The 19,761-nt window shown below is 68.2% G+C and carries 19 protein-coding genes; 15 read left to right on the forward strand and 4 right to left on the reverse strand.

Annotated features, from left to right (window positions below):
* The first annotated feature begins 71 nt into the window (after nucleotides 1-71).
* From ACRC20_RS00905 to ACRC20_RS00915, 3 genes are all read left to right on the forward strand, one after another.
* A complete protein-coding gene (locus ACRC20_RS00905; RefSeq protein ID WP_438684435.1) occupies nucleotides 72-1,700 on the forward strand; it encodes an ABC-F family ATP-binding cassette domain-containing protein in 1,629 nt (542 codons plus the stop codon).
* A gap of 150 nt (nucleotides 1,701-1,850) precedes the next feature.
* Complete coding sequence (locus tag ACRC20_RS00910) at nucleotides 1,851-2,630, forward strand: AAA family ATPase (RefSeq protein ID WP_438684436.1); 780 nt, start codon at nucleotides 1,851-1,853, stop codon at nucleotides 2,628-2,630.
* Nucleotides 2,631-2,690: 60 nt separating this feature from the next.
* Nucleotides 2,691-3,188 carry a hypothetical protein gene (locus ACRC20_RS00915; protein ID WP_438684437.1) on the forward strand — a complete coding sequence of 166 codons (498 nt, stop codon included), beginning with the start codon at nucleotides 2,691-2,693 and terminating at the stop codon, nucleotides 3,186-3,188.
* On the opposite strand, the gene ACRC20_RS00920 is transcribed toward ACRC20_RS00915, so the two are convergent.
* Complete coding sequence (locus ACRC20_RS00920; protein WP_438684438.1) at nucleotides 3,185-3,736, reverse strand: cupin domain-containing protein; 552 nt, start codon at nucleotides 3,734-3,736, stop codon at nucleotides 3,185-3,187. The genes ACRC20_RS00915 and ACRC20_RS00920 overlap by 4 nt on opposite strands.
* A gap of 321 nt (nucleotides 3,737-4,057) precedes the next feature.
* On the opposite strand from ACRC20_RS00920, the gene ACRC20_RS00925 reads away from it, so the two are divergent.
* Nucleotides 4,058-4,318 carry a helix-turn-helix domain-containing protein gene (locus tag ACRC20_RS00925; protein ID WP_438684652.1) on the forward strand — a complete coding sequence of 87 codons (261 nt, stop codon included), beginning with the start codon at nucleotides 4,058-4,060 and terminating at the stop codon, nucleotides 4,316-4,318.
* Between the two features lie 144 nt (nucleotides 4,319-4,462).
* Here the strand turns inward: ACRC20_RS00925 and ACRC20_RS00930 are convergent, their stop codons facing one another.
* Entirely contained in the window at nucleotides 4,463-5,056 is a 594-nt protein-coding gene (locus ACRC20_RS00930; RefSeq protein ID WP_438684439.1) for a TetR/AcrR family transcriptional regulator, read from the reverse strand.
* An 8-nt stretch (nucleotides 5,057-5,064) separates the two neighbouring features.
* Nucleotides 5,065-7,872 (reverse strand): aconitate hydratase AcnA, encoded by a 2,808-nt coding sequence (acnA, locus tag ACRC20_RS00935; RefSeq protein WP_438684440.1) that lies wholly within the window; start codon nucleotides 7,870-7,872, stop codon nucleotides 5,065-5,067.
* A 187-nt stretch (nucleotides 7,873-8,059) separates the two neighbouring features.
* Here acnA and ACRC20_RS00940 point away from each other — a divergent pair, with 187 nt between their 5' ends.
* From ACRC20_RS00940 to ACRC20_RS00965, 6 genes are all read left to right on the forward strand, one after another.
* A complete protein-coding gene (locus ACRC20_RS00940) occupies nucleotides 8,060-8,611 on the forward strand; it encodes an Rv1476 family membrane protein (protein WP_438684441.1) in 552 nt (183 codons plus the stop codon).
* 218 nt (nucleotides 8,612-8,829) lie between these two features.
* A complete protein-coding gene (locus ACRC20_RS00945; RefSeq protein WP_438684442.1) occupies nucleotides 8,830-9,579 on the forward strand; it encodes a C40 family peptidase in 750 nt (249 codons plus the stop codon).
* A 191-nt stretch (nucleotides 9,580-9,770) separates the two neighbouring features.
* Entirely contained in the window at nucleotides 9,771-11,285 is a 1,515-nt protein-coding gene (locus tag ACRC20_RS00950; protein WP_438684443.1) for an NlpC/P60 family protein, read from the forward strand.
* Between the two features lie 322 nt (nucleotides 11,286-11,607).
* Entirely contained in the window at nucleotides 11,608-12,669 is a 1,062-nt protein-coding gene (moxR1, locus tag ACRC20_RS00955; protein WP_438684444.1) for a chaperone MoxR1, read from the forward strand.
* 1 nt (nucleotide 12,670) lies between these two features.
* Nucleotides 12,671-13,603 carry a DUF58 domain-containing protein gene (locus tag ACRC20_RS00960; RefSeq protein WP_438684445.1) on the forward strand — a complete coding sequence of 311 codons (933 nt, stop codon included), beginning with the start codon at nucleotides 12,671-12,673 and terminating at the stop codon, nucleotides 13,601-13,603.
* 68 nt (nucleotides 13,604-13,671) lie between these two features.
* Nucleotides 13,672-14,652, forward strand: coding sequence for a VWA domain-containing protein (locus tag ACRC20_RS00965; RefSeq protein WP_438684653.1), 981 nt, complete (start codon nucleotides 13,672-13,674; stop codon nucleotides 14,650-14,652).
* Here ACRC20_RS00965 and ACRC20_RS00970 read toward each other — a convergent pair.
* Complete coding sequence (locus ACRC20_RS00970) at nucleotides 14,620-15,375, reverse strand: TVP38/TMEM64 family protein (protein WP_438684446.1); 756 nt, start codon at nucleotides 15,373-15,375, stop codon at nucleotides 14,620-14,622. The two genes, ACRC20_RS00965 and ACRC20_RS00970, sit on opposite strands and share 33 nt — an antisense overlap.
* Nucleotides 15,376-15,400: 25 nt before the next feature.
* On the opposite strand from ACRC20_RS00970, the gene ACRC20_RS00975 reads away from it, so the two are divergent.
* From ACRC20_RS00975 to deoC, 5 genes are all read left to right on the forward strand, one after another.
* On the forward strand, nucleotides 15,401-16,777 hold the full coding sequence (locus tag ACRC20_RS00975) for an aldehyde dehydrogenase family protein (RefSeq protein ID WP_438684654.1): 1,377 nt from the start codon (nucleotides 15,401-15,403) through the stop codon (nucleotides 16,775-16,777).
* Nucleotides 16,778-16,956: 179 nt separating this feature from the next.
* Complete coding sequence (locus ACRC20_RS00980; RefSeq protein WP_438684447.1) at nucleotides 16,957-17,343, forward strand: helix-turn-helix domain-containing protein; 387 nt, start codon at nucleotides 16,957-16,959, stop codon at nucleotides 17,341-17,343.
* Nucleotides 17,344-17,371: 28 nt separating this feature from the next.
* Nucleotides 17,372-17,947 carry a heparin-binding hemagglutinin gene (locus ACRC20_RS00985; RefSeq protein ID WP_438684448.1) on the forward strand — a complete coding sequence of 192 codons (576 nt, stop codon included), beginning with the start codon at nucleotides 17,372-17,374 and terminating at the stop codon, nucleotides 17,945-17,947.
* 73 nt (nucleotides 17,948-18,020) lie between these two features.
* Nucleotides 18,021-19,073 carry an alpha/beta fold hydrolase gene (locus ACRC20_RS00990; protein ID WP_438684449.1) on the forward strand — a complete coding sequence of 351 codons (1,053 nt, stop codon included), beginning with the start codon at nucleotides 18,021-18,023 and terminating at the stop codon, nucleotides 19,071-19,073.
* Nucleotides 19,070-19,744, forward strand: a complete 675-nt coding sequence (deoC, locus tag ACRC20_RS00995) for a deoxyribose-phosphate aldolase (protein WP_438684450.1) — start codon at nucleotides 19,070-19,072, stop codon at nucleotides 19,742-19,744. Before ACRC20_RS00990 ends, deoC begins: the two co-directional genes overlap by 4 nt.
* Nucleotides 19,745-19,761 lie beyond the last annotated feature (17 nt).

A 19,761-nucleotide genomic window follows, 5' to 3' on the forward strand; every position in this document is an offset into this window, starting at 1 on the left:
GAATCGGTTGCTCGATCGGGGCCGGGAAACGGTTCCCCAGCACCCTTCGCCCTCAGGTAGAATCACGGCCCGTGATTGTGGCCAACGACCTCGAAGTGCGAGCTGGGAGCAGGACGCTGCTCTCCGCGACGGGGTCTGCGCTCCGCATCCAGCCCGGAGACAGGATCGGTCTCGTCGGGCGGAACGGGGCGGGCAAGACCACCACGATGCGCATCCTCGCCGGCGAGACCAAGCCGTACGGCGGGACGATCTCGCACACTGGCGAGCTTGGCTATCTCCCCCAAGACCCGCGCGAGGGCGACCTGTCCGTCCTCGCGAAAGACCGGGTGTTCTCGGCGCGCGGCCTGGACGCGATCCTGCGGGAGATGGACAAGCAGCAGGTCAAAATGGCCGAGGTCGTCGACGAGCGCGAGCGGGACAGGGCGATCCGCGCCTACGGCGAGCTCCAGGAGCGGTTCGAGGCCCGAGGCGGCTATCTCGCCGAAAGCGAGGCGACGCAGATCTGCGTGCGCCTCGGCCTGCAAGACCGGGTGATGGAACAGCCCATCGGGACGCTCTCGGGCGGGCAGCGCCGCCGCGTCGAGCTCGCGCGGATCCTTTTCGCGGCGACCGAGGGCGGCGACGGGTCCGGCACCACGCTGCTGCTGGACGAGCCGACGAACCACCTCGACGCCGACTCCATCACCTGGCTGCAGTCGTTCCTCCAGCACCACAACGGCGGCCTGCTGCTCATCACGCACAGCGTGGAGCTCTTGGACGCGGTGGTGAACCGGGTCTGGTACCTCGACGCGATGCGGGGCGAGGCCGACGTCTACAACACGAACTGGAAGACATACCTCAAGACCAGGGCGCTGGACGAGGAGCGCCGTCGGCGCGAACGCGCGAACGCGGAGAAGAAGGCTTCCTCCCTGCAGACCCAGGCCGCGAAGCTCGGCGCGAAGGCCACCAAGGCCGTCGCGGCGAAGAACATGGCCCGGCGCGCCGAGCAGATGCTCTCCGCGCTCGAGCCGGACCGGGTGGCCGACAAGGTCGCCGACATCCGTTTCCCGGATCCCGCCCCCTGCGGCAAGACGCCGCTGACCGCCGAGGGGCTGTCGAAGAGCTACGGCTCTTTGGAGATCTTCGCAGGCGTCGACTTCGCCATCGACCGGGGCTCGCGTGTGGTGATCCTCGGGTTCAACGGCGCGGGGAAGACGACGCTCCTGCGGATTCTCGCGGGGGCGGAGACCCCGGACACGGGCGCGGTGGTTCCCGGCCACGGCCTCAAGATCGGGTACTTCGCCCAGGAGCACGACACCATCGACCCCGACGATTCGGTCTGGGACAACATCCGCCACGCCGCCCCGGACGCCCCGGAGCAGCGCCTGCGCGACCTGCTCGGCCAGTTCATGCTCACCGGCGACCAGCTCGCCCAGCCCGCTGGGACGCTCTCGGGCGGCGAGAAGACGCGTCTCGCGCTCGCGGGGCTGGTCTCCTCCGGCGCGAACGTGCTGCTCCTCGACGAGCCGACGAACAACCTCGACCCGGCCTCTCGCGAGCGCATTCTCGGCGGCCTGCGAAAGTTCACCGGGGCGATCATCCTGGTGACCCACGACCCCGGCGCGGTGGAGGCCCTCGCGCCGGAGCGGGTCATCGTCTTGCCGGACGGCACCGAGGACCATTGGTCGGACGAGTATTTGGAGCTCGTCGAACTCGCGTAACCTCGGCGGTCAGCGGGCGATCTGCGGCGTTGCTCCGCTCCTCGCGCCCCGCTCGTTCCTCGCTGTTCGTACGCCACGTCGCGGTGCGCCTTGCAGCTCGTCCCGCTGTTCCGTCGAGAGTGTCGGTGCTCGGGTCTATCCTCGGTTCTGATGAGCGAGGAGACTGTTTCCGACGAGCCCGCCGCGCCGTTCGTGGCGGGCATGCGGATACCGCCGCAGCTGCGATCGAGGCTTCCGGCCGACCGCTGGCCGCTCACAACGCCGTCCGTCGCGCGGCTCGTTGGGGAGGGCGTGCGGTTCACCCGTCCGGTCACGTTCTTGGTCGGCGAGAACGGGTCGGGCAAGTCCACGCTCGTCGAAGGGCTGGCGGGAGCGCTCAAGATCAACGCGACCGGCGGGCGGCTCGCTCGCGCCTATAGCGATCCCGACGAGTTGCGCACGCCGCTCGGCGGGGTGCTCCACCTCGATGTGACCGCCGACGGGGCGAGGATGCTGCGGACGAAGTCGAAGAAGACCGGGTTCTTCCTGCGCGCGGAGACCGCGCGGCAGATGGTCGAGCAGGACCGGCTCGGCAAGAAATACCGCGCTCGGGCGGGCGACGTGCTGTCGATGAGCCACGGCCAGGGCTATTGGGCGATGTTCGCGGCAATCCTGAACGAGCCCGGCGTCTATCTTTTGGACGAGCCGGAGTCCGGGTTGTCGTTCGAGGCCTCGTTGCGCCTGGTCGCGCTGCTCTCCGAGGTGGCGGGCTCCGGCGGGCAGGTGATCTGCGCGACGCATTCGCCCGTGCTCAGCGCGGTGCCGGGGGCGCAAATCCTGGAGCTCGGCCCCCACGGCGTCCGGGAGACCACGTGGGAGCGGCTCGCTGTCGTCGACCAGTGGCGGAGGTTTCTCGCCGTGCCCGACAAGTACCTGCGGTCGTTGGCCTAGCGTGGCCGCTCGCGGCGGGAGCGGCTGGACCGGCAGGGAGAATTGCTACCATGGCCAGCTATGAGAATCAGCAAATGGACGCAGCCGCTGTTGTTGGCGGCCGTGGCGGCCGCCGCCACGACCCCTGTCGCCGCCGCTGCGCCTGACCAGCACGCGTGCCAGGCGTTGCAGTCGATCGGGTCTCCGTTCCACCAGCTCGACGAGAAACGAACCGCCCTGCAGAACCAGCTGAAAGCCTTGCACGGCTCGCATCCGCAGCAGGGCGACCTGGAGAAGTGGCGGGACCTGCAACGCCAGCTCGGCGGGTCGTTCCGCGACAGCCAGCAGCTCTTGGAGCGCACCGCGGACGGCGTCGCCAACGAGGCGGCCGAGAAGGCGCTGCGCGAGCAGGCCTCGGCGTACCAAGACCTCGCGGACGCCCAGGACGAGATCGTCTCGTCCGACGAAGACAGCGTTCGAGACGACGCCACGAACAAGTTCAACGCGGCGGCTGCCAGGGTCGCGCCTGCCGCAGACCGGCTGAACGTCGTCGAGCGGGACGTCTGCGCGAGCGGCTAAAGGCGGGCTCGCGCCGGTCCGGGCGCGCGGAGCTCCCGCTGGGCCGCTTCGCCGCGATGTCCGGCCCACACCGGGCTCTCGACGAAGTGGTTGTCGTAGCGCTCTTGCGCCGCGACTAGCTGGTCGGGGGCGGCTTCGCCCCGCGCGATCCGGTCGAGCAAGCGGAAATAGTCGAACCGCTGCGTGCCCGGCGCGAGCACCGTGAAGAGATGCGCCGGGCTGTCCGGCGCCGCGGCGAAGGCGTGGACGGTGTTGGGCGGGACGAAAGCTGTGTCCCCCTCGGACAACGTGTGGATCTTCTCGCCGCACAGGAGCTCGGCCTGCCCGGACACAACGTGGAACAGCTCGCCGGAATGTCGGTGGATATGCGGCGGAGCGCCGTGCCCGCCTGCGGCGAGACGGATCGCCAGTGCCCCCAGCAGGCCGTTCGTGGCTTCGGAGTCGAGAATCAGCCCGATCTGGTTCCCCTCGCGCGCCGCGCTCAGCTTTTCTTGGTCCGCGCTCCGGACGAGGGGGACCGTGTTCTCGGCGAAAAGCTCAAGCGCCATGAGGCTTCCTTTCTTCGGCTGTGCTTTCTTCGGCTGTGCTTTCTTCGGCTGTGCTTTCTTCGAAAATGCTCTCGTTCGCTTGCGACGCTAATACCTCAAGCGAGCTTGAGGTCAATGGGCCGATCCGGGGAGGGCTGCCGGCTCGGGGTGAGTTTTCGATCACTCTGTCATTGACCCTCGGGCCAATATCGCGCTACTGTTGAGAGGGTCTTGATAGTGCAAAATGTCGAGCCCAGGAGGAGCGCCATGGCGCCAGTTCAATCGAAATCCCCCACCGCGAAAGAGTCGGCGCGTGCCAAGGGCACGCCGTCGAAAGCGTCTGTGAGCAAGGCGAAGGCCACCACTGCGCTTCGGCGCAAAGGGGTGCGCGTGCTGGGCTCCGACCGGACCGAGCTCCAAGCCGATCTCAAAGCGAAATACGAGGCGGGAGCCAGTATTCGTAGCCTCGCGCAGGAGACAGGCCGCTCCTATGGCTTTGTCCACAAGGTGCTTGTCGAGTCGAAGACGGCGTTGCGCGCCCGTGGTGGGGCGCACACCTCTGAGCCAGAGCCCGCGAAAAAGTCGAGCGGCAAGAAGAAATAGCCGTTCTCCTCTCGCCCGTGGCGCGTCTGGCGGGAGAGGCGTGTCCGTTTCATGGGAGCCGCGGCGCTCGGGCTCGACGTGTCGCGGCGCCCGCCTGCCATGGCGTTGACGGATCCGCCTCGCCCGGCGCGTGATTTTTCCTCGCTAGGCAGGAGCGCGGTCGGCAGGTGGTTCCGCGCTCACCCGGATCGCCGTCTCCACCATGTCAAGGACTGCTTCGAGCCGGGCGATGTCCTCGCCGCTGGCGAGGTGGCTGACGAGCCCGTCGAGCATCAGCTGCAGGTATTCGTAAAGCACCTCGACCGGTATGTCGGCGCGCACCCGCCCGTCGCTCTGCTTGTGCGCCAAACGGGCGAGCGCGGCTTCGCGCACTGCGGTGGAGCGATGCGTCCAGCGCTCGCGGAACTGCGGCTCGGTGCGCAGCCGCCGGGTGATCTCAAGGCGCGTGGTCAGCCAGTCCAGCTCTTCAGGCCTGCGCAAAAGGTCGCGCATCACCTGCACCAGGCCGTGCGAGGCAGCGAGCTGCGCCATCCGCTCGTCGTCTTCTTTCGCGAGCGCGAAGAAGAGCTCGGCCTTGTCCTGGTAGTGGTGGAAGATCGCTCCTCGAGAGAGCCCGGTCGCCGCTTCGAGCCTGCGGACGGTCGCGCCGTCGTAGCCGTGCTCGGCGAAGCAGCGCCGGGCCCCGTCGAGGATCTGCCCCTTTGTCGCCGCGATGCGGTCGGGGCTTACTCGGGGCATGAGCCGGACTAGCCCGCGATCATGTTGCGGAGGACGAACTGCAGGATGCCGCCGTTGCGGTAGTAGTCCGCCTCGCCCGGGGTGTCGATCCGCACCACTGCGTCGAACTCGACCTTCGAGCCGTCTTCCTTCGTGGCCGTCACATGGACGGTCTTCGGGGTGACGCCCTCGTTGAGCTTCTCGATGCCGCTGATGTCGTACACCTCGGTCCCGTTCAGCTTGAGCGAGTACGCGGACTCGCCCTTCGGGAACTGCAGCGGGATGACGCCCATGCCGATGAGGTTCGAGCGGTGGATGCGCTCGAAGCTCTCCGTGATCACGGCGCGCACGCCGAGGAGCGTGGTGCCCTTCGCGGCCCAGTCGCGGGACGATCCGGAGCCGTACTCCTTGCCGCCGAGCACGACGAGCGGCACGCCCGCCTTCTGGTAGTTCACCGACGCGTCGTAGATGAACGCCTGCGGGCCGCCCGGAAGGGTGAAGTCGCGGGTGTAGCCGCCGGAGACGCCGTCGAGCAGCTGGTTCTGCAGCCGGATGTTGGCGAAGGTGCCCCGGACCATGACCTCGTGGTTGCCTCGGCGCGAGCCCAAGGAGTTGTAGTCCTTGGCCGCCACGCCGTGCGCGTCGAGGTACTGCGCGGCAGGGGTGCCCGGCTTGATCGACCCCGCGGGGGAGATGTGGTCGGTGGTCACCGAGTCGCCGAGCAGCGCCAAGACGCGGGCGCCGTGGATGTCGGCGACCGGCGCGGGCTGGAGCGGCATGCCGTCGAAGTACGGGGCCTTGCGGACGTACGTCGAGGAGTCCTGCCAGTCGAAGGTGTTGCCCTCGGGGGTGGGGAGCCCGCGCCAGCGCTCGTCGCCCTTGAAGACGTCGGCGTAGGACTTGGTGAACATCTCGCGGTCGATCGTCGCCTTGATGGTGTCCTCGATGTCCTTCGGCGAGGGCCAGATGTCCTTGAGGTACACCGGCTGGCCGTCCGTGCCGGTCCCGAGCGGCTCGTGCTCGAAGTCGAAGTCCATCGTCCCGGCGAGCGCGTACGCGATGACCAGCGGCGGGGAGGCCAGGTAGTTCATCTTCACGTCGGGGGAGATGCGGCCTTCGAAGTTCCGGTTGCCGGAGAGCACGGCGGTGGCGGTGAGGTCGTTCTCGTTGATCGCCGCAGAGATCTCCTCGGGCAGCGGGCCGGTGTTGCCGATACAGGTGGTGCAGCCGTACCCGCCGAGGTAGAACCCGAGCTTCTCGAGGTAGGGCCACAGGCCCGCCTTCTCGTAGTAGTCCGTGACGACCTGGGAGCCGGGCGCGAGGTTGGTCTTCACCCACGGCTTGGAGGCCAGTCCCTTCTCCACAGCGTTCTTGGCCAGCAGGGCGGCGCCGAGCATGACGGAGGGGTTCGAGGTGTTGGTGCAGGAGGTGATGCCCGCGACGACCACTGCGCCGTGGTCGAGGATGAACTCGCCTCGCTCGTCGGACTTGACCAGCACCGGCTTCGACGGGCGGCCCTCAGCGCCGTTCGCGGCGGAGAGCACCGGCACGGCGTCGTCCTCGGCGAAGGACAGCCGGGCTCCGGGGTCGCTCGCGGGGAAGGTCTCCTCGACCACTTCGTCCAGCTGGGTGTGCGGAGTCGGGGCCGACTCGCCGACGTAGTTGTGGATGTCCTTGCGGAACGCCACCTTCGACTCGGAGAGCAGGATCCGGTCCTGCGGGCGCTTCGGGCCTGCGATGGAGGGCACAACGTCGCCGAGGTTCAGCTCGAGGTACTCGGAGTAGGCGGGCTCGTGCGCGGCGTCGTGCCACAGGCCCTGCTCCTTGGCGTAGGCCTCCACGAGGGCGAGCTGGTGCTCGTCGCGGCCGGTCAGGCGCAGGTAGCTGATGGTCTCCTCGTCGATCGGGAAGATCGCGGCGGTGGAGCCGAACTCCGGGCTCATGTTGCCGAGGGTCGCGCGGTTCGCGAGCGGCACTGCCGCCACGCCTGCGCCGTAGAACTCGACGAACTTGCCGACCACGCCGTGCTTGCGGAGGATCTCGGTGATGGTGAGCACCACGTCGGTCGCGGTCACGCCCGGCTTGATGGAGCCGGTGAGCTTGAAGCCGACCACGCGCGGGATGAGCATCGACACCGGCTGGCCGAGCATCGCGGCCTCGGCCTCGATGCCGCCGACGCCCCAGCCGAGGACGCCGAGGCCGTTGACCATGGTGGTGTGCGAGTCGGTGCCGACGCAGGTGTCCGGGTAGGCCTGGCCGTTGCGCGTGAAGACGGTGCGGGCGAGGTACTCGATGTTCACCTGGTGGACGATGCCGGTGCCCGGCGGGACCACCTTGAAGTCGTCAAAGGCGCCCTGGCCCCACCGCAGGAACTGGTAACGCTCGGTGTTGCGCTCGTACTCGAGCTCGACGTTGCGCTCGTAGGCGTCGGCGCGGCCGAAGACGTCGAGGATCACCGAGTGGTCGATGACGAGCTCGGCGGGGGAGAGCGGGTTCACCTTGTCCGGGTCGCCGCCCAGCTCGGCAACGGCCTCGCGCATGGTGGCGAGGTCCACCACGCACGGCACGCCGGTGAAGTCCTGCATGATCACGCGGGCGGGGGTGAACTGGATCTCCACCGAAGGCTCGGCGGAGGGGTCCCAGTTGGCGAGGGCCTGGACGTGGTCCTTCGTGATGTTCGCGCCGTCCTCGGTGCGCAAGAGGTTTTCGGCGAGGACTTTGAGGGAGTAGGGGAGTTTTGCGAGGCCTTCGACGCGGTCGAGGCGGAAGATCTCGTACTCCTTGTCGTCGACTTTGAGGGTGTCGCGGGAGTTGAAAGAGTTGATGCTCGTGGCCATAGGAGAACCTCCTGTTATTGGCACCCGGCGCACGGACGGCTGGTCCGCCTCGTCGGATGACCCAGGGCTGGTGGGACGGAAACTATCGTAACAGTACAAGCATACTGCTATGCAAGGGGGTGGGTCAACGGGCGACGGGGCCGCGCGCTAGGGCTGCGTCGGGGGCGTTCGCGGTAGCATGCTTGGCATGAGCCCTCGCCCGTTGAAGCAAGACCTGCCCGCCGGGGCCGATCCGGCGGCGATCCGGGCCGACCTCGTCGCGACCGGCGTGCACGCGGGGCCCTCGGACCGCGCGGGCCTCGCCCAAGTCGTGGCGCGGGCGAAGGGCCAAGGCTTGGATTTCGAGGTCCTCGTCCTTCCCCCGGGCGATTACGTCCCCACGCAGTTGCGCAACCTCGCGACCGAGGTGGCCGGCCCGGACCACGTGACCGTGCTGGCGCTCGCGCCGGGCTACGTCGGGTCCTACTCCACGAGCGTCGCCAGGGTGAAGCTGGAGAACGCGCAGGACGAGCTGGACGCGAACCCGACGGTCGCGGCCAACCAGTTCCTCGACCGGCTGCTCGCCCCGAGCGTGCCGTGGACCGGGATCAGCGCGGGATTGTCCGTGGTGGTCCTCGGCGCGGTGGTCGCGGCGCGGCTCTCCCAGAAATTCGGCGGCTTCTCCCAGAAATTCGGACGCGGCAAAACTGCGAAAGCGGAAGCCGCCCCGGGCGTCGGGCAAGAGCGTCGCCAACATTAATTCGAACGTGTATTCCAGACACTTTTCGAATTCCCTCGAATTTTCGGCCGCTTTATAAATCGGAAATCTATAAAGCGTTACTGATCTGTTGCCAGAGTTGCGTAAGTTGTCCTTGGAACGCATGGTGTGCATGTGAAAGACTGACAGCGTCTGCCGGAGCGTGGCATGAAGAACGTGCCCGAGGGGAGATGCGCAGACACAAAGGAAGCGAGGTGCACATGGCTGGCATGAAGCCTGCGGGCGAAGAGCCCGCTCGGACCAACGGACGGCGAGGCACGTCCCGGCGGGCGTTCGTCGCGTTCGGGCTCGCGGCAGGGCTGCTGGCGGCTTCCGCGCCCCTCGCGGCCGCGGACCCCGACGCGCCTTCGGAGGCGCCGCCCGCTCCCGAGGGGCCTGCGGCCTCGCCGGACGTCGAGCAGCAGCTCGCCGCGCAGGTCGCGGCCCAGGACCCGGATTTCTCCAAGTACATCTACTACGGCCCGACCCCTGCGGCGGCCACGGCGCCCCCGCCGCCCTCGGCGGGCGGGTATGTGCCGAGGCTCTACGGCCAGCAGGCGGTGGAGACCGTGATCCGGCGCGGCCTCACGCAGCTTGGCCATATCTACTCGTGGGGCGGCGGCTCCGCGTACGGCCCGTCTCGCGGCGTCCACGACGGCGGCGTCGCGGACAGCTACGGCGACTACAACATCTCTGGCTACGACTGCTCGGGCCTGATGGTCTTCGCGTTCGCGGGCGCGGGCGTCCTCCTGCCGAAGTACAGCGGCAACCAGTACCGGTCCGGCAGGCACGTGCCTGTTTCGCAGGCGCGCCGGGGCGACATGCTGTTCTACGGCCCCAATGGGACCCAGCACGTTGCGCTCTATCTCGGCAACGGCTGGATGCTCGAATCCCCGGAGTCGGGCGAGCGGGTGCACGTCGCCCGAGTGCGCACCGGCGGGATGTGCCCGGACGCGGTCCGCCTGTTCTGATTCCTCTTTTCCGCGTCGGTTTTTTCTCGTCGGCAATTTTCGATAAAGCCGTATGGCGCAAGTGTTATCGACATGTTGTCGGAGATACGCATGTTTTTCCTGATGCAGATGATGTTTCTGTGAAACACTTGTGAACGTCCAAACAATTGAAGGCCGAAGTCGCCAAGAGAGACGCGCACATGAGGAGAACCATGAGACGGACGGCTCACGTCGGAACAGAAGCTTCTGATTTGGCGCGCACGGACCGGCAGCTCGGCGGCCTCCGCCGAGCGGTCGCCGCCCTGAGCATCTCGGCGGGAGTCGTGGTCCCGTCGATCCAGTTCGCCGTGGCGGACCCGGCCCCGGCCTCGGGCGACGTGGCCGCCGCAGACAGCGAGGTGGGCCGCGACCAAGCCGCTGTCAACGGCACAGTGAGCCAGCTGGCCGAGGCGAACGGCGAAATCGACCGCCTCGACGGCGAGGTCGAGGCGAAACAGCAGGCCGCGAACAAAGCCATTGAGGATTTGCGGTCGGCGCGCTCCTCCTCGGACGGGGCGCGTCAGCGCGCGAGCGCGGCGGGCGACGAATTGCGCGGCGCGCAAGCGAAGGCGCAATCCGCGCGGGCCCAGGCCGACGCGTTGGTCGAGCTCATGTACAGCAGCGGGCCTGCGCTGTCTCCCGAGCTCGCCCTCATCGGGGCGCCCAGCGTCGGCGACGGATTGGACCGGGCCGCCGTGGTCCAAATGCTCGCGTCAGACCAGCGCCGAGTCCTCGACGACGTCCAGCGCGCCCGCAACGACGAGGCGAACCGGACAGCTGCCGCGAACGCGGCCGACCGCGAGGCGCAGCAGGCCGTCGCAGCCGCCGAGCAGGCGAAGCAGGAGGCCGACCGCACAGTCGCCGGGGCGAAGGCCGCCGCCGACGCCGGGCGCGCCAAGCGGGACGAGCTCGTGCGGGCCCGAGACGAGGCCCAACGCAAGCTCGACGAGGCGAAAGCCGCGGCCCAGGCTGCTGCGGACCAACGCGCGAGCGCGCAGCAGTCCCAGTCGGAGCAAGCGGCGGAGCAGCAGTCCCGGCCTCCCGCAGCAGCGGAGCAAGCGGCAGCGCCTGCGCAGCTGCCGCAGGCCGAGGCGGCGCCGCCCGCGCCAGGGCCAAGCGCCCCGCAGGACGTCGAACAACAGCTGGCGCAACAAGTCGCCGCGCAAGACCCAGGCCTCTCCCAGCTGATCCTCTACGGGGCGACCCCGGCGGCGGCGGAGGCTCCCGCGCCGCAGGCTCCGACCGGGTACGTGCCGAGGCTCTACGGCCAGCAGGCGGTGGAGACCGTGATCCGGCGCGGCCTGTCTCAAATCGGCCGCATCTACTCGTGGGGCGGCGGCTCCGCCTACGGCCCGACCCGGGGCATCCACGACGGCGGCGTCGCCGACCGCTACGGCGACTACATGATCTCCGGCTACGACTGCTCGGGCCTGATGATCTACGCTTTCGCGGGCGCGGGCGTCCTGTTGCCGCATTACACGGGCTACCAGTACCGCGCGGGACGGCACGTCCCGGCGGCCGAGATGCGCCGGGGCGACCTGATCTTCTACGGGGCGAACGCGAGCGAGCACGTCGCGCTCTACCTCGGCAACGGCTGGATGCTGGAGTCCCCGCAGTCGGGCGAGCGGGTGCATGTCACCCGGTTGCGCACGGGCGGCATGTGCCCGGACGTTGTCCGCATGTTCTGATCCGTTGTGGCAGCGGCCCAGATGGCGGTCTGCGGCGTTCTCGGCTCCTCGCGTACCGGCGCTCGTTCCTCGCTCTTACGTACGCGTCGTCGCCTGCGGCCTTGCATCCCATCCATCTGGATCCGCTGCGGCTGACGCGGACCCCGCTGCGCGAGTGTCGCACTAGGGCGTTTCCCATTGCTTTTGGCTAGGATGTTCGTCAGCAGGCTCTCAGCTCTCGGGAGTAAGCTGTCGGTTTCGGCCCAAGCTGGCGCGCGGGCCGAGGTCTGCGGTCGTGACGAGCGTGGGCGTTGATGAAGACTTGAAAGGCGATAGGGCTGTAGTGAGCACAGATATTCAGGCGCAGGTTGCCAAGGACGCGAAACTCCTCGAGGAGACGATGTTCGAGGTCAAGCGTGTGATCGTGGGGCAAGAACAGCTCGTGGAGCGGATCCTGGTCGGACTTCTGGCCAAGGGGCACATCCTGCTCGAAGGCGTTCCGGGGGTGGCGAAGACGCTGGCTGTGGAGACGTTCGCCAAAGTGGTCGGCGGAAAGTTCTCCCGTGTCCAGTTCACCCCGGACTTGGTCCCGACCGACCTGGTCGGCACGCGCATCTACCGGCAGGGCAGGGAGGAGTTCGACACCGAGCTCGGCCCCGTGGTGGCGAACTTCGTGCTGGCCGACGAGATCAACCGTGCGCCCGCGAAAGTCCAGTCCGCGCTCTTGGAGGTCATGGCCGAGCGGCATGTGACCATCGGCGGGCAGACGTACCCGATGCCGAGCCCGTTCCTCGTCATGGCGACGCAGAACCCCATCGAGAACGAAGGCGTCTACCCGCTGCCCGAGGCGCAGCGGGACCGCTTCCTGTTCAAGGTGCTCGTCTCCTACCCAACGGTGGAGGAGGAGCGGGAGATCATCTACCGCATGGGCACCAAGGCTCCGACGCCCCGCCCGGTGCTGGACTCGGAGACGCTCCTGCGGCTGCAGGAGACCGCGAGCGAGGTTTTCGTGCACCATGCGCTGGTCGACTACGTCGTTCGGGTGATCGCGGCGACCCGCGACCCCCGCGCGCACGGCATGGCCGATGTGGCGACCTGGCTTTCGTACGGCGCCTCCCCGCGCGCCACGCTCGGCATCGTCGCGGCGGCCCGCGCGCTCGCCCTCGTCCGGGGCCGCGACTACGTCATCCCCATCGACGTGGTCGAGGTCATCCCTGACGTGCTGCGGCACCGCCTCGTGTTGAGCTACGACGCGTTGGCCGACGAGATCACCACCGAGCATGTCATCGCGCGAGTGCTCAAGACCATCGCGCTGCCGCAGGTGAGCGCGCACCCGGTGCCGCAGGGCGCCCCGGTCCCGCCTCCGGTCAGCAACGTGGCCGGGCAGTTCGCGGGACAGGCCTGACGTGCAACAGAGCACCCCGTCCTTCGCGCAGGGCTCGCTGCGAAACCCGAAGCTCGCGGCGGCGCTGAAGACATTGGAGCTGACCGTCAAGCGCAAGCTCGACGGCCAGTTGCACGGCGACCACCTGGGCCTGCTGCCGGGACCGGGCTCCGAGCCCGGCGATTCGCGCGTGTACGTGCCCGGCGACGACGTCCGGCAGATGGACTGGTCGGTGACCGCGCGGACCACGCATCCGCACGTGCGGCAGATGGTGGCGGACCGGGAGCTGGAGACCTGGATCGTGGTCGACCTCTCGGCGAGCATGGACTTCGGCACGACGAATTGCGAGAAGCGGGATCTGGCAGTGGCGGCGGCTTCGGCGATCGTCCACCTGACCACCGCGCCGGGCAACCGGCACGGCGCGGTCATCGCGACGGGGACGGACCTCGTCCGGGTGAACGCCCGCTCGGGAAGGCAGCACATCCAGACCCTGTTGTCGGCGATCGCGACCACCCCGAAGTCGGCGGAAGGCAAGCGGGGGAACCTCGCCGAGGCCATCGACTCGCTCCGCCGCCCGCAGCGGCGCAAAGGGCTCATCGTGGTCATCAGCGACTTCCTCGGCCAAGTCGACTGGGACCGCCCGCTGCGAGGCGTCGGGGGCAGGCATGAAGTGCTCGGCGTCGAAGTGCTCGACCCCAGGGACTTGGAGCTCCCCCCGGTCGGCGATGTCGTGCTGCGCGACGCGGAGAGCGGCGAGATCAAGTCCTACCGCATCAACGAGTCGCTCAGGGCCCGCTTCGAAGAGGCAGCTCGCGAGCACCAGGACCTCGTGCACCGGACGCTGCGCGGCGCGGGCGGCGGCGTGTTGTCGTTGCGCACCGACAAAGACTGGATCGCGGAGATCGTGCGGTTCGTCGCGGCCCGCCGTCGCGGCCTGGTGAACGGGGCGGCGTGACGTCGGTCAGGCCGTTCGCGCTCGGCAGCAGCGTCGGGCTCTCGGAGTGGGGCAATCCTTTCGAGCCCATGCACGCGTGGTGGTACCTCTTCGCGGTCGTGGTGGCGTTGCTGCTCGTCCTCTACGTCCTCGTGCGGCTCTACCGCCGTTCGCGCTACCTCCGGTTCGCGAACACCGAGATCCTCGACAAAGTCGCCCCGAAGCGCTCCAGATTCCTCACGCACATCCCGGTCGCGCTGCTGTTGATCGGGCTCCTGCTGCTGACGGTGGCGTTGAGCGGGCCGACGACCCTCGCGAGGGTCCCGAAGAACCGGGCAACTGTCGTCCTTGTCGTCGACATCTCGCTCTCGATGGTGTGCGACGACGTCCGGCCGACGCGGGTGGACGCCGCGCGCGAGGCCGCCATCAGATTCGTCGACGAGATGGAGCCGACGCTGCAGCTGGGCCTGGTCACGTTCGCCGGGACGGCGCAGACTCTGATCGCGCCCTCCTCGGACCACGAGATCGTCAAACGGGCGCTCGACGAGGCGATCCGCCCGGACAAGCTCGCCGCGCGCACCGCGACCGGCGAGGGGATCTACACGGCGTTGCAGCAGATCGAGACGCTCGAAGGCATCCTCGGCGGCAAGTCGAAGGCCCCGCCCGCGCGGATCGTGCTGGAGTCGGACGGCAAGGAGACGGTCCCCGACGACCTGAACGCGCCGCGTGGCGCGTTCACCGCCGCGAAAGACGCGAAGGCGAAGGACGTGCCGATCTATTCGATCTCGTTCGGCACGACAAGCCCGATCCCGTATGTGAACATCCAGGGGTCGAGGGTGCCCGTCCCCGCGGACGACGCCTCGTTGCAGAAGGTCGCCGAGCTGTCGGGCGGCAAGTTCTTCACGGCGAGCTCGCTCGACCAGCTTTCGGAGGTCTACAGCTCGCTGAACGCCGAAATCGGATACGACCTGGTCAAGCAGGAGTCCTCGCGGGCATGGATCTTGGCAGGGACGCTCCTGGTCATCGCCGCAGTCGCGTCAAACTTCTTCCTCGGCCGCGCGTTGCCCTAACGCGTCGTCCTCTTGCTCGTCGTCCGCTTTCGACAACCGGGTGTTGACGACGAGACCGATCAGGCCGACGGTGATACAGCAGGCGCTGACCAGGAAGAACGTCGGATCGAAATGCCCAGTCGTCGCGTCGCCCAAAAGGACGACGGCGGTGGTCATGGGGATGAGCCCCATGAACGAGGCGAGCGTGTAGGGGACGAGGCGCACCGTGGACACGCCGCACAGGTAGTTCTGCAGGGCGAACGGCACCGGGGCGATCAGGCGCACCGACCAGACGGCGAGCCAGCCGCGTTGGCTGAGCTGCTGCTGGACATGCTTGGCGAGCGGATGGCTGATGTAGGACTGCACGGGTTCGCCTGCGATCCGCCGGGCGAAGAGGAAGGCGAGCACGGCGGCGAGCGTGGAGGCGGTCACCGAGACCGCGACGCCCGGCAGCGAGCCGTAGAGCAGGCCGGACGCGAGGGTGAAGATGGTCCGGGGGACGGGGGTGACCGTGATGAGCGCGTAGGCCACGAGGAAAACGACCAGGCCGACCGCGCCGAAGGACTGCGCCCAGTCCCGCATCACGGCGGGGGACGGGATCGGCAGCCAGAACACGCAGGCCGCCATGATCGCGGCGCAGACCGCGAGGAGCGCGACAGTCCGCCCCGAGGGGCGGGGGACGAGTTCGATGGCGATCGCGACACGGCGTCGCGCGTTGTTGAATATGGGGGCCCATCGAGACATTAGTAACGAGCATAGGATGTCAACCATGTATGTGCGTAGTCCATATGACGGACGGGTCGTCGGAGAGGTCGCCCTCGCGGACGACGAAGAGGTCGAGCGGGTCGTGTCGGCGGCGCACGCGCTGCGCCGCCGCGCGATTCCCGCGCACGTGCTCGCCGGGGCGCTGCGGCAGATCTCGGACGAGATCGCCGCGCGCGCGGACGAGGCCGCGGCGATATTGACCGCCGAGAGCGGGAAGCCGGTCCAATGGGCCAGGGCCGAGGTCTCACGGGCGGTGTCGACCTTCGGATGGGCGGCGCAAGAGGCTCGGACGTTCTCCGGCGAGCTGCAACGCCTGGACACCGACCCTGGCGGCGTCGGGCGGCTGGCGATCACCCGTCGCGTGCCGATCGGCCCGGTCCTGGGGATCACGCCGTTCAACTTCCCGTTGAACCTGGTGGCGCACAAAGTCGCGCCCGCGCTCGCGATCGGCGCGCCGATCATCGTCAAACCGGCTCCGCGCACGCCGCTGTCGGCGCTCTTCCTCGCCGAGGTCGTGGCGAAGACCGATCTGCCGGAGGGAATGTTCGCGGTGCTGAACATCACGAACGAGCAAACCGTCGCGCTCGTTCGCGACCCCCGGCTGCCGGTGGTCTCCTTCACCGGTTCGGTGCCGGTCGGCTGGTCGATCCGAGACTCCGTGCCGCGCAAGAAGGTCGTCCTGGAGCTCGGCGGCAACGGAGCTGCCGTGGTCTGCCCGGACTGGAGCAGCGAGGAGGACTTGGATTGGGCCGCGACACGGATCGCGACCTTCTCCAACTACCAGGCGGGGCAGTCCTGCATCTCGGTGCAGCGGGTCTACGCGGACCGGGCGCTGCACGACGACCTGCTCGAACGCATTGTGGCCAAGACCGAGGCGCTCAAGACCGGCGACCCCGCGGACGAGGCGACCCAAGTCGGGCCGCTCATCGACGAGGATTCGGCCAAACGGGTCGAGGCGTGGGTCGAGGAGGCCAAAGCTGGCGGCGCGACCGTGGCGACCGGCGGGGTCCGGTCCGGCACGAGCTACGCGCCAACAGTCCTGACGAACGTATTGGCCGAAGCCAAAGTCCTCGCCGAGGAGGTGTTCGGCCCGGTGCTGTCGGTCCTCCCGGTCGACTCCGTCGACGAGGCGTTCGCGAAAGTGAACGAGTCTCGGTTCGGCTTGCAGACCGGGGTCTTCACCCACGATCTGCAGACCGCGTTCCGCGCGGGCCGGGAGCTCGAAGTCGGGGGAGTGATCGTCGGCGACGTGCCCTCGTACCGGGCCGACCAGATGCCCTACGGCGGGGTCAAGGACTCCGGAGTCGGCCGTGAGGGCGTGCGCAGCGCCATGAACGACCTCAGCGAGGAGAAAGTCCTCGTCCTCACCAACGTCCTGTAGCCGCCGCCTCGTCGGTTTCGACCGCTGCAAGCAGAGGCCGTGGCGTGCTGCTTGCAGCTCGTGTTCCACGCGCTCCGCTTTGCTGGGAATTCCCTGTGTTACCTGGCAATCTCCTGTGTTCCAAAATCTGCTAGCGCAAAACGCTTGCAAGTGCTAGCAGCGCGCGCTAGCATGGGGTCGTGAGCCGAGAGGTGAAAGAGATCTGGGACATCCGAGAGATCGGAGACATCGGTGAGTACATCCGTACTCAGCGGGAACAGGCGCAGGTCTCTTTGCGCCAATTGGCCCAGCGGGCCGGGGTCAGCAATCCGTACCTCAGCCAAATCGAGCGAGGACTGCGCAAGCCGTCCGCCCAAGTGATGGGACAGATCGCCAGGGCTTTGCGGCTCTCGGCCGAGGCTTTGGGCACGCAGGCCGAGTTCCTGGCGGAGCGCGAGCCGAGCCGGGTTCGCGAAGCCGTGCTGGTCGACGAGTCCATCACAGAGCGGCAAAAAGACGCGCTGATCCAGGTCTATGAAGCTTTTGTCCAGGAGACCTTGCGGACGCGAGAGCTCCAAACCGATTAACCCAACCCTACAACCAATGGAGATTGATATGGCTGAGAAAACCGAGAAGAAGAGCATCCCGTCCCTCGACATCAAGGCGCCGTTCTACGCCGCGGTCGGCGTGGGCGACCTCGCCGTCGCTGCGGTGAACGACATCGTCGAGAAGATCCGCGAGACCGCCGAGAACGCGACCAGCGAGGTTCTGGCGAAGGTCAACGAGGCGAGGGGCAAGCACCTGCCGGAGAAGGCCGAGAAGGTCGAGGAGAGCGACATCCGCGATCTCGTCACGAAGTTCTCGCCCGAGGAGCTGCGCAAGGTCGCCGAGGCGTACAGCAAGGTCGCGCTCGACATCTTCAACCTCCTCGCCGAGCGGGGCGAAGAGGCCACCAAGCGTCTGCTCAAGCAGTCCGACGTCGAGAGCGTGAAGAAGACCGTCACCGACAAGGTGGAGGAAGCGAAGACCGTCGTCGCCGACAAGGTCGACGAGGTCCGCGAGCTCACCGACGAGGCGCTCGGCAAGGTCGCGAGCGGCACCCGCGCGCTGGGCGAGCAGGTCACCAAGACCGCGACCAGCACCACCCGTCGCGCCACCCCCGCGAAGAAGGACGACTCCGCCGCCAAGTGAGCGGGACGCCCCGCCAAAACCGAAAAACGCCGCAGGTTCCTGCGGCGTTTTTCGGTTTTGGCATAATGCTGCTATGAGCGCTTTGTCCAGTCTGGTCCGTTTCGCGCTCCCGTCGGTTGGCGCGCTCGCGTCGGTCGTCGGGGGGAGCCTGCTGTGGCCGGTCAAGCCCGCGACGCGGGCCGACTTCGCCCCGCCCCGGACGCCTGGCCGCGAGTCATGGGTGGAGAGCTCGGGCGGAGCGAAGCTGCGCGTGGTGGAGCATGGCCCCGTGGACGCGCCGCCCGTGGTGTTCGTCCACGGCTGGACCTGCAACGCCGAAGTTTGGCTTCCCCAAGTGCACGCGCTCTCGGGCGAGTACCGGACGATCGCGTACGACCAGCGCGGGCACGGGCAGAGCGGGGGCAAGGAGGGCCCGTTCCATATGGACCTGCTCGCAGACGACCTCTCCGCAGTGCTGGCCCATGCGTTGCGCGACGGCGAGCGAGCGGTGGTCGCGGGGCACAGCATGGGCGGCATGACCATTATGGCCTGGGCGGAGCGTTACCCCGACGAGGTGGCGCGACGCGCGAAAGCGGTGGTGCTGACCGGCACAGCTGCGCGCGACCTGCCCGGCAGGATCGAGATCCAGCCGTTGGCGTTGCTCGGCTCGGCGAAGGGGGCGATGCTCCAGCGAGGCGTGTCCGTCATCAGCGCCGCATTTTCGGCGCCGTTGGACTTTCCGCTGCTCCGGAGGTCGTGGGCGGCTCGGCTCCTCGTCCGGCACAGCGTCTTATGCGCCGAGGCGAGGGACGCGGACGTGGATTTGACGGCCAAGATGGCATTGACGTGTCCGCCTGCGACGCGGGGCGGGTGGTTCCACGCGTTGGCTTTGGCCGACATCTTCGCGGGCTTGAAGAGTTTGACGGTGCCCACGGTCGTGGTCGCGGGGGCGCAGGACCGTCTGCTGCCGATCGCGCACAGCTACGAGATGGCGGAGGCGCTCGCTCAGACGGGGTGGTTGGAGCGGCTCGTCGTCTATCCGGGCTCCGGTCACATGATCAACTTGGAGGCCACAGAGCAGTACAACGCGCTCTTGCGAGAAGTCGCCGAGAAGACAACGGCCGCGACTGTGGGAGCGGGGCGATGAGCGAGCTGCGGCGCGCGGACGTCGCCGCGATGGTCGAGCACACGCTGCTCAAGCCGGAGGCGTTGCCCGAGCATGTCGCGGCGACGGTGGCGGAGGCGCAGTCGCTCGGGGTGCTCGGCGTGTGCCTTTCCCCGTCCGTGCTGCCGGTCCAAGCCGTTGGGCTGCTGCTGGTGACTGTCGTCGGCTTTCCCTCCGGCCGTCATCACGCCGAGGTGAAGGCAGCAGAGGCGGCGCTCGCCGCCCGGCAAGGAGCCCAAGAGATCGATATGGTCATCGACCTCTCCAACCCGCTCGTCGGGGACTACGAGGCGGTGGAGCGGGAGGTCGCGACGGTCCGCGCGGCATGCGGCGACGCGCTGCTCAAGGTCATCATCGAATCGGAGGCCCTGCTCGCCCACGCCCCGGACGGAGCGAAAGCGGTGACCGAGACCTCGCGCGCGGTCGAGCGCGGCGGAGCGGAGTTCGTGAAGACCTCGACGGGATTCCACCCTGCGGGCGGGGCGAGCGTCACGGCTGTGTCGCTCATGTCGGCAGCGGTCAGCTCGCGGGTGCTGGTGAAGGCGAGCGGGGGGATCCGCACGGCGGAGCAAGCCCGAGCCTTGATCGAGGCAGGCGCGCGCCGCCTCGGCCTCTCTGGCTCCAGGACTGTGCTCGACGGCTTCCCCGCTTAAAAAGCCGCTCAGAAGCG

It is taken from the genome of Segniliparus sp., assembly GCF_051660745.1.
Classification (GTDB): Bacteria; Actinomycetota; Actinomycetes; order Mycobacteriales; family Mycobacteriaceae; genus Segniliparus.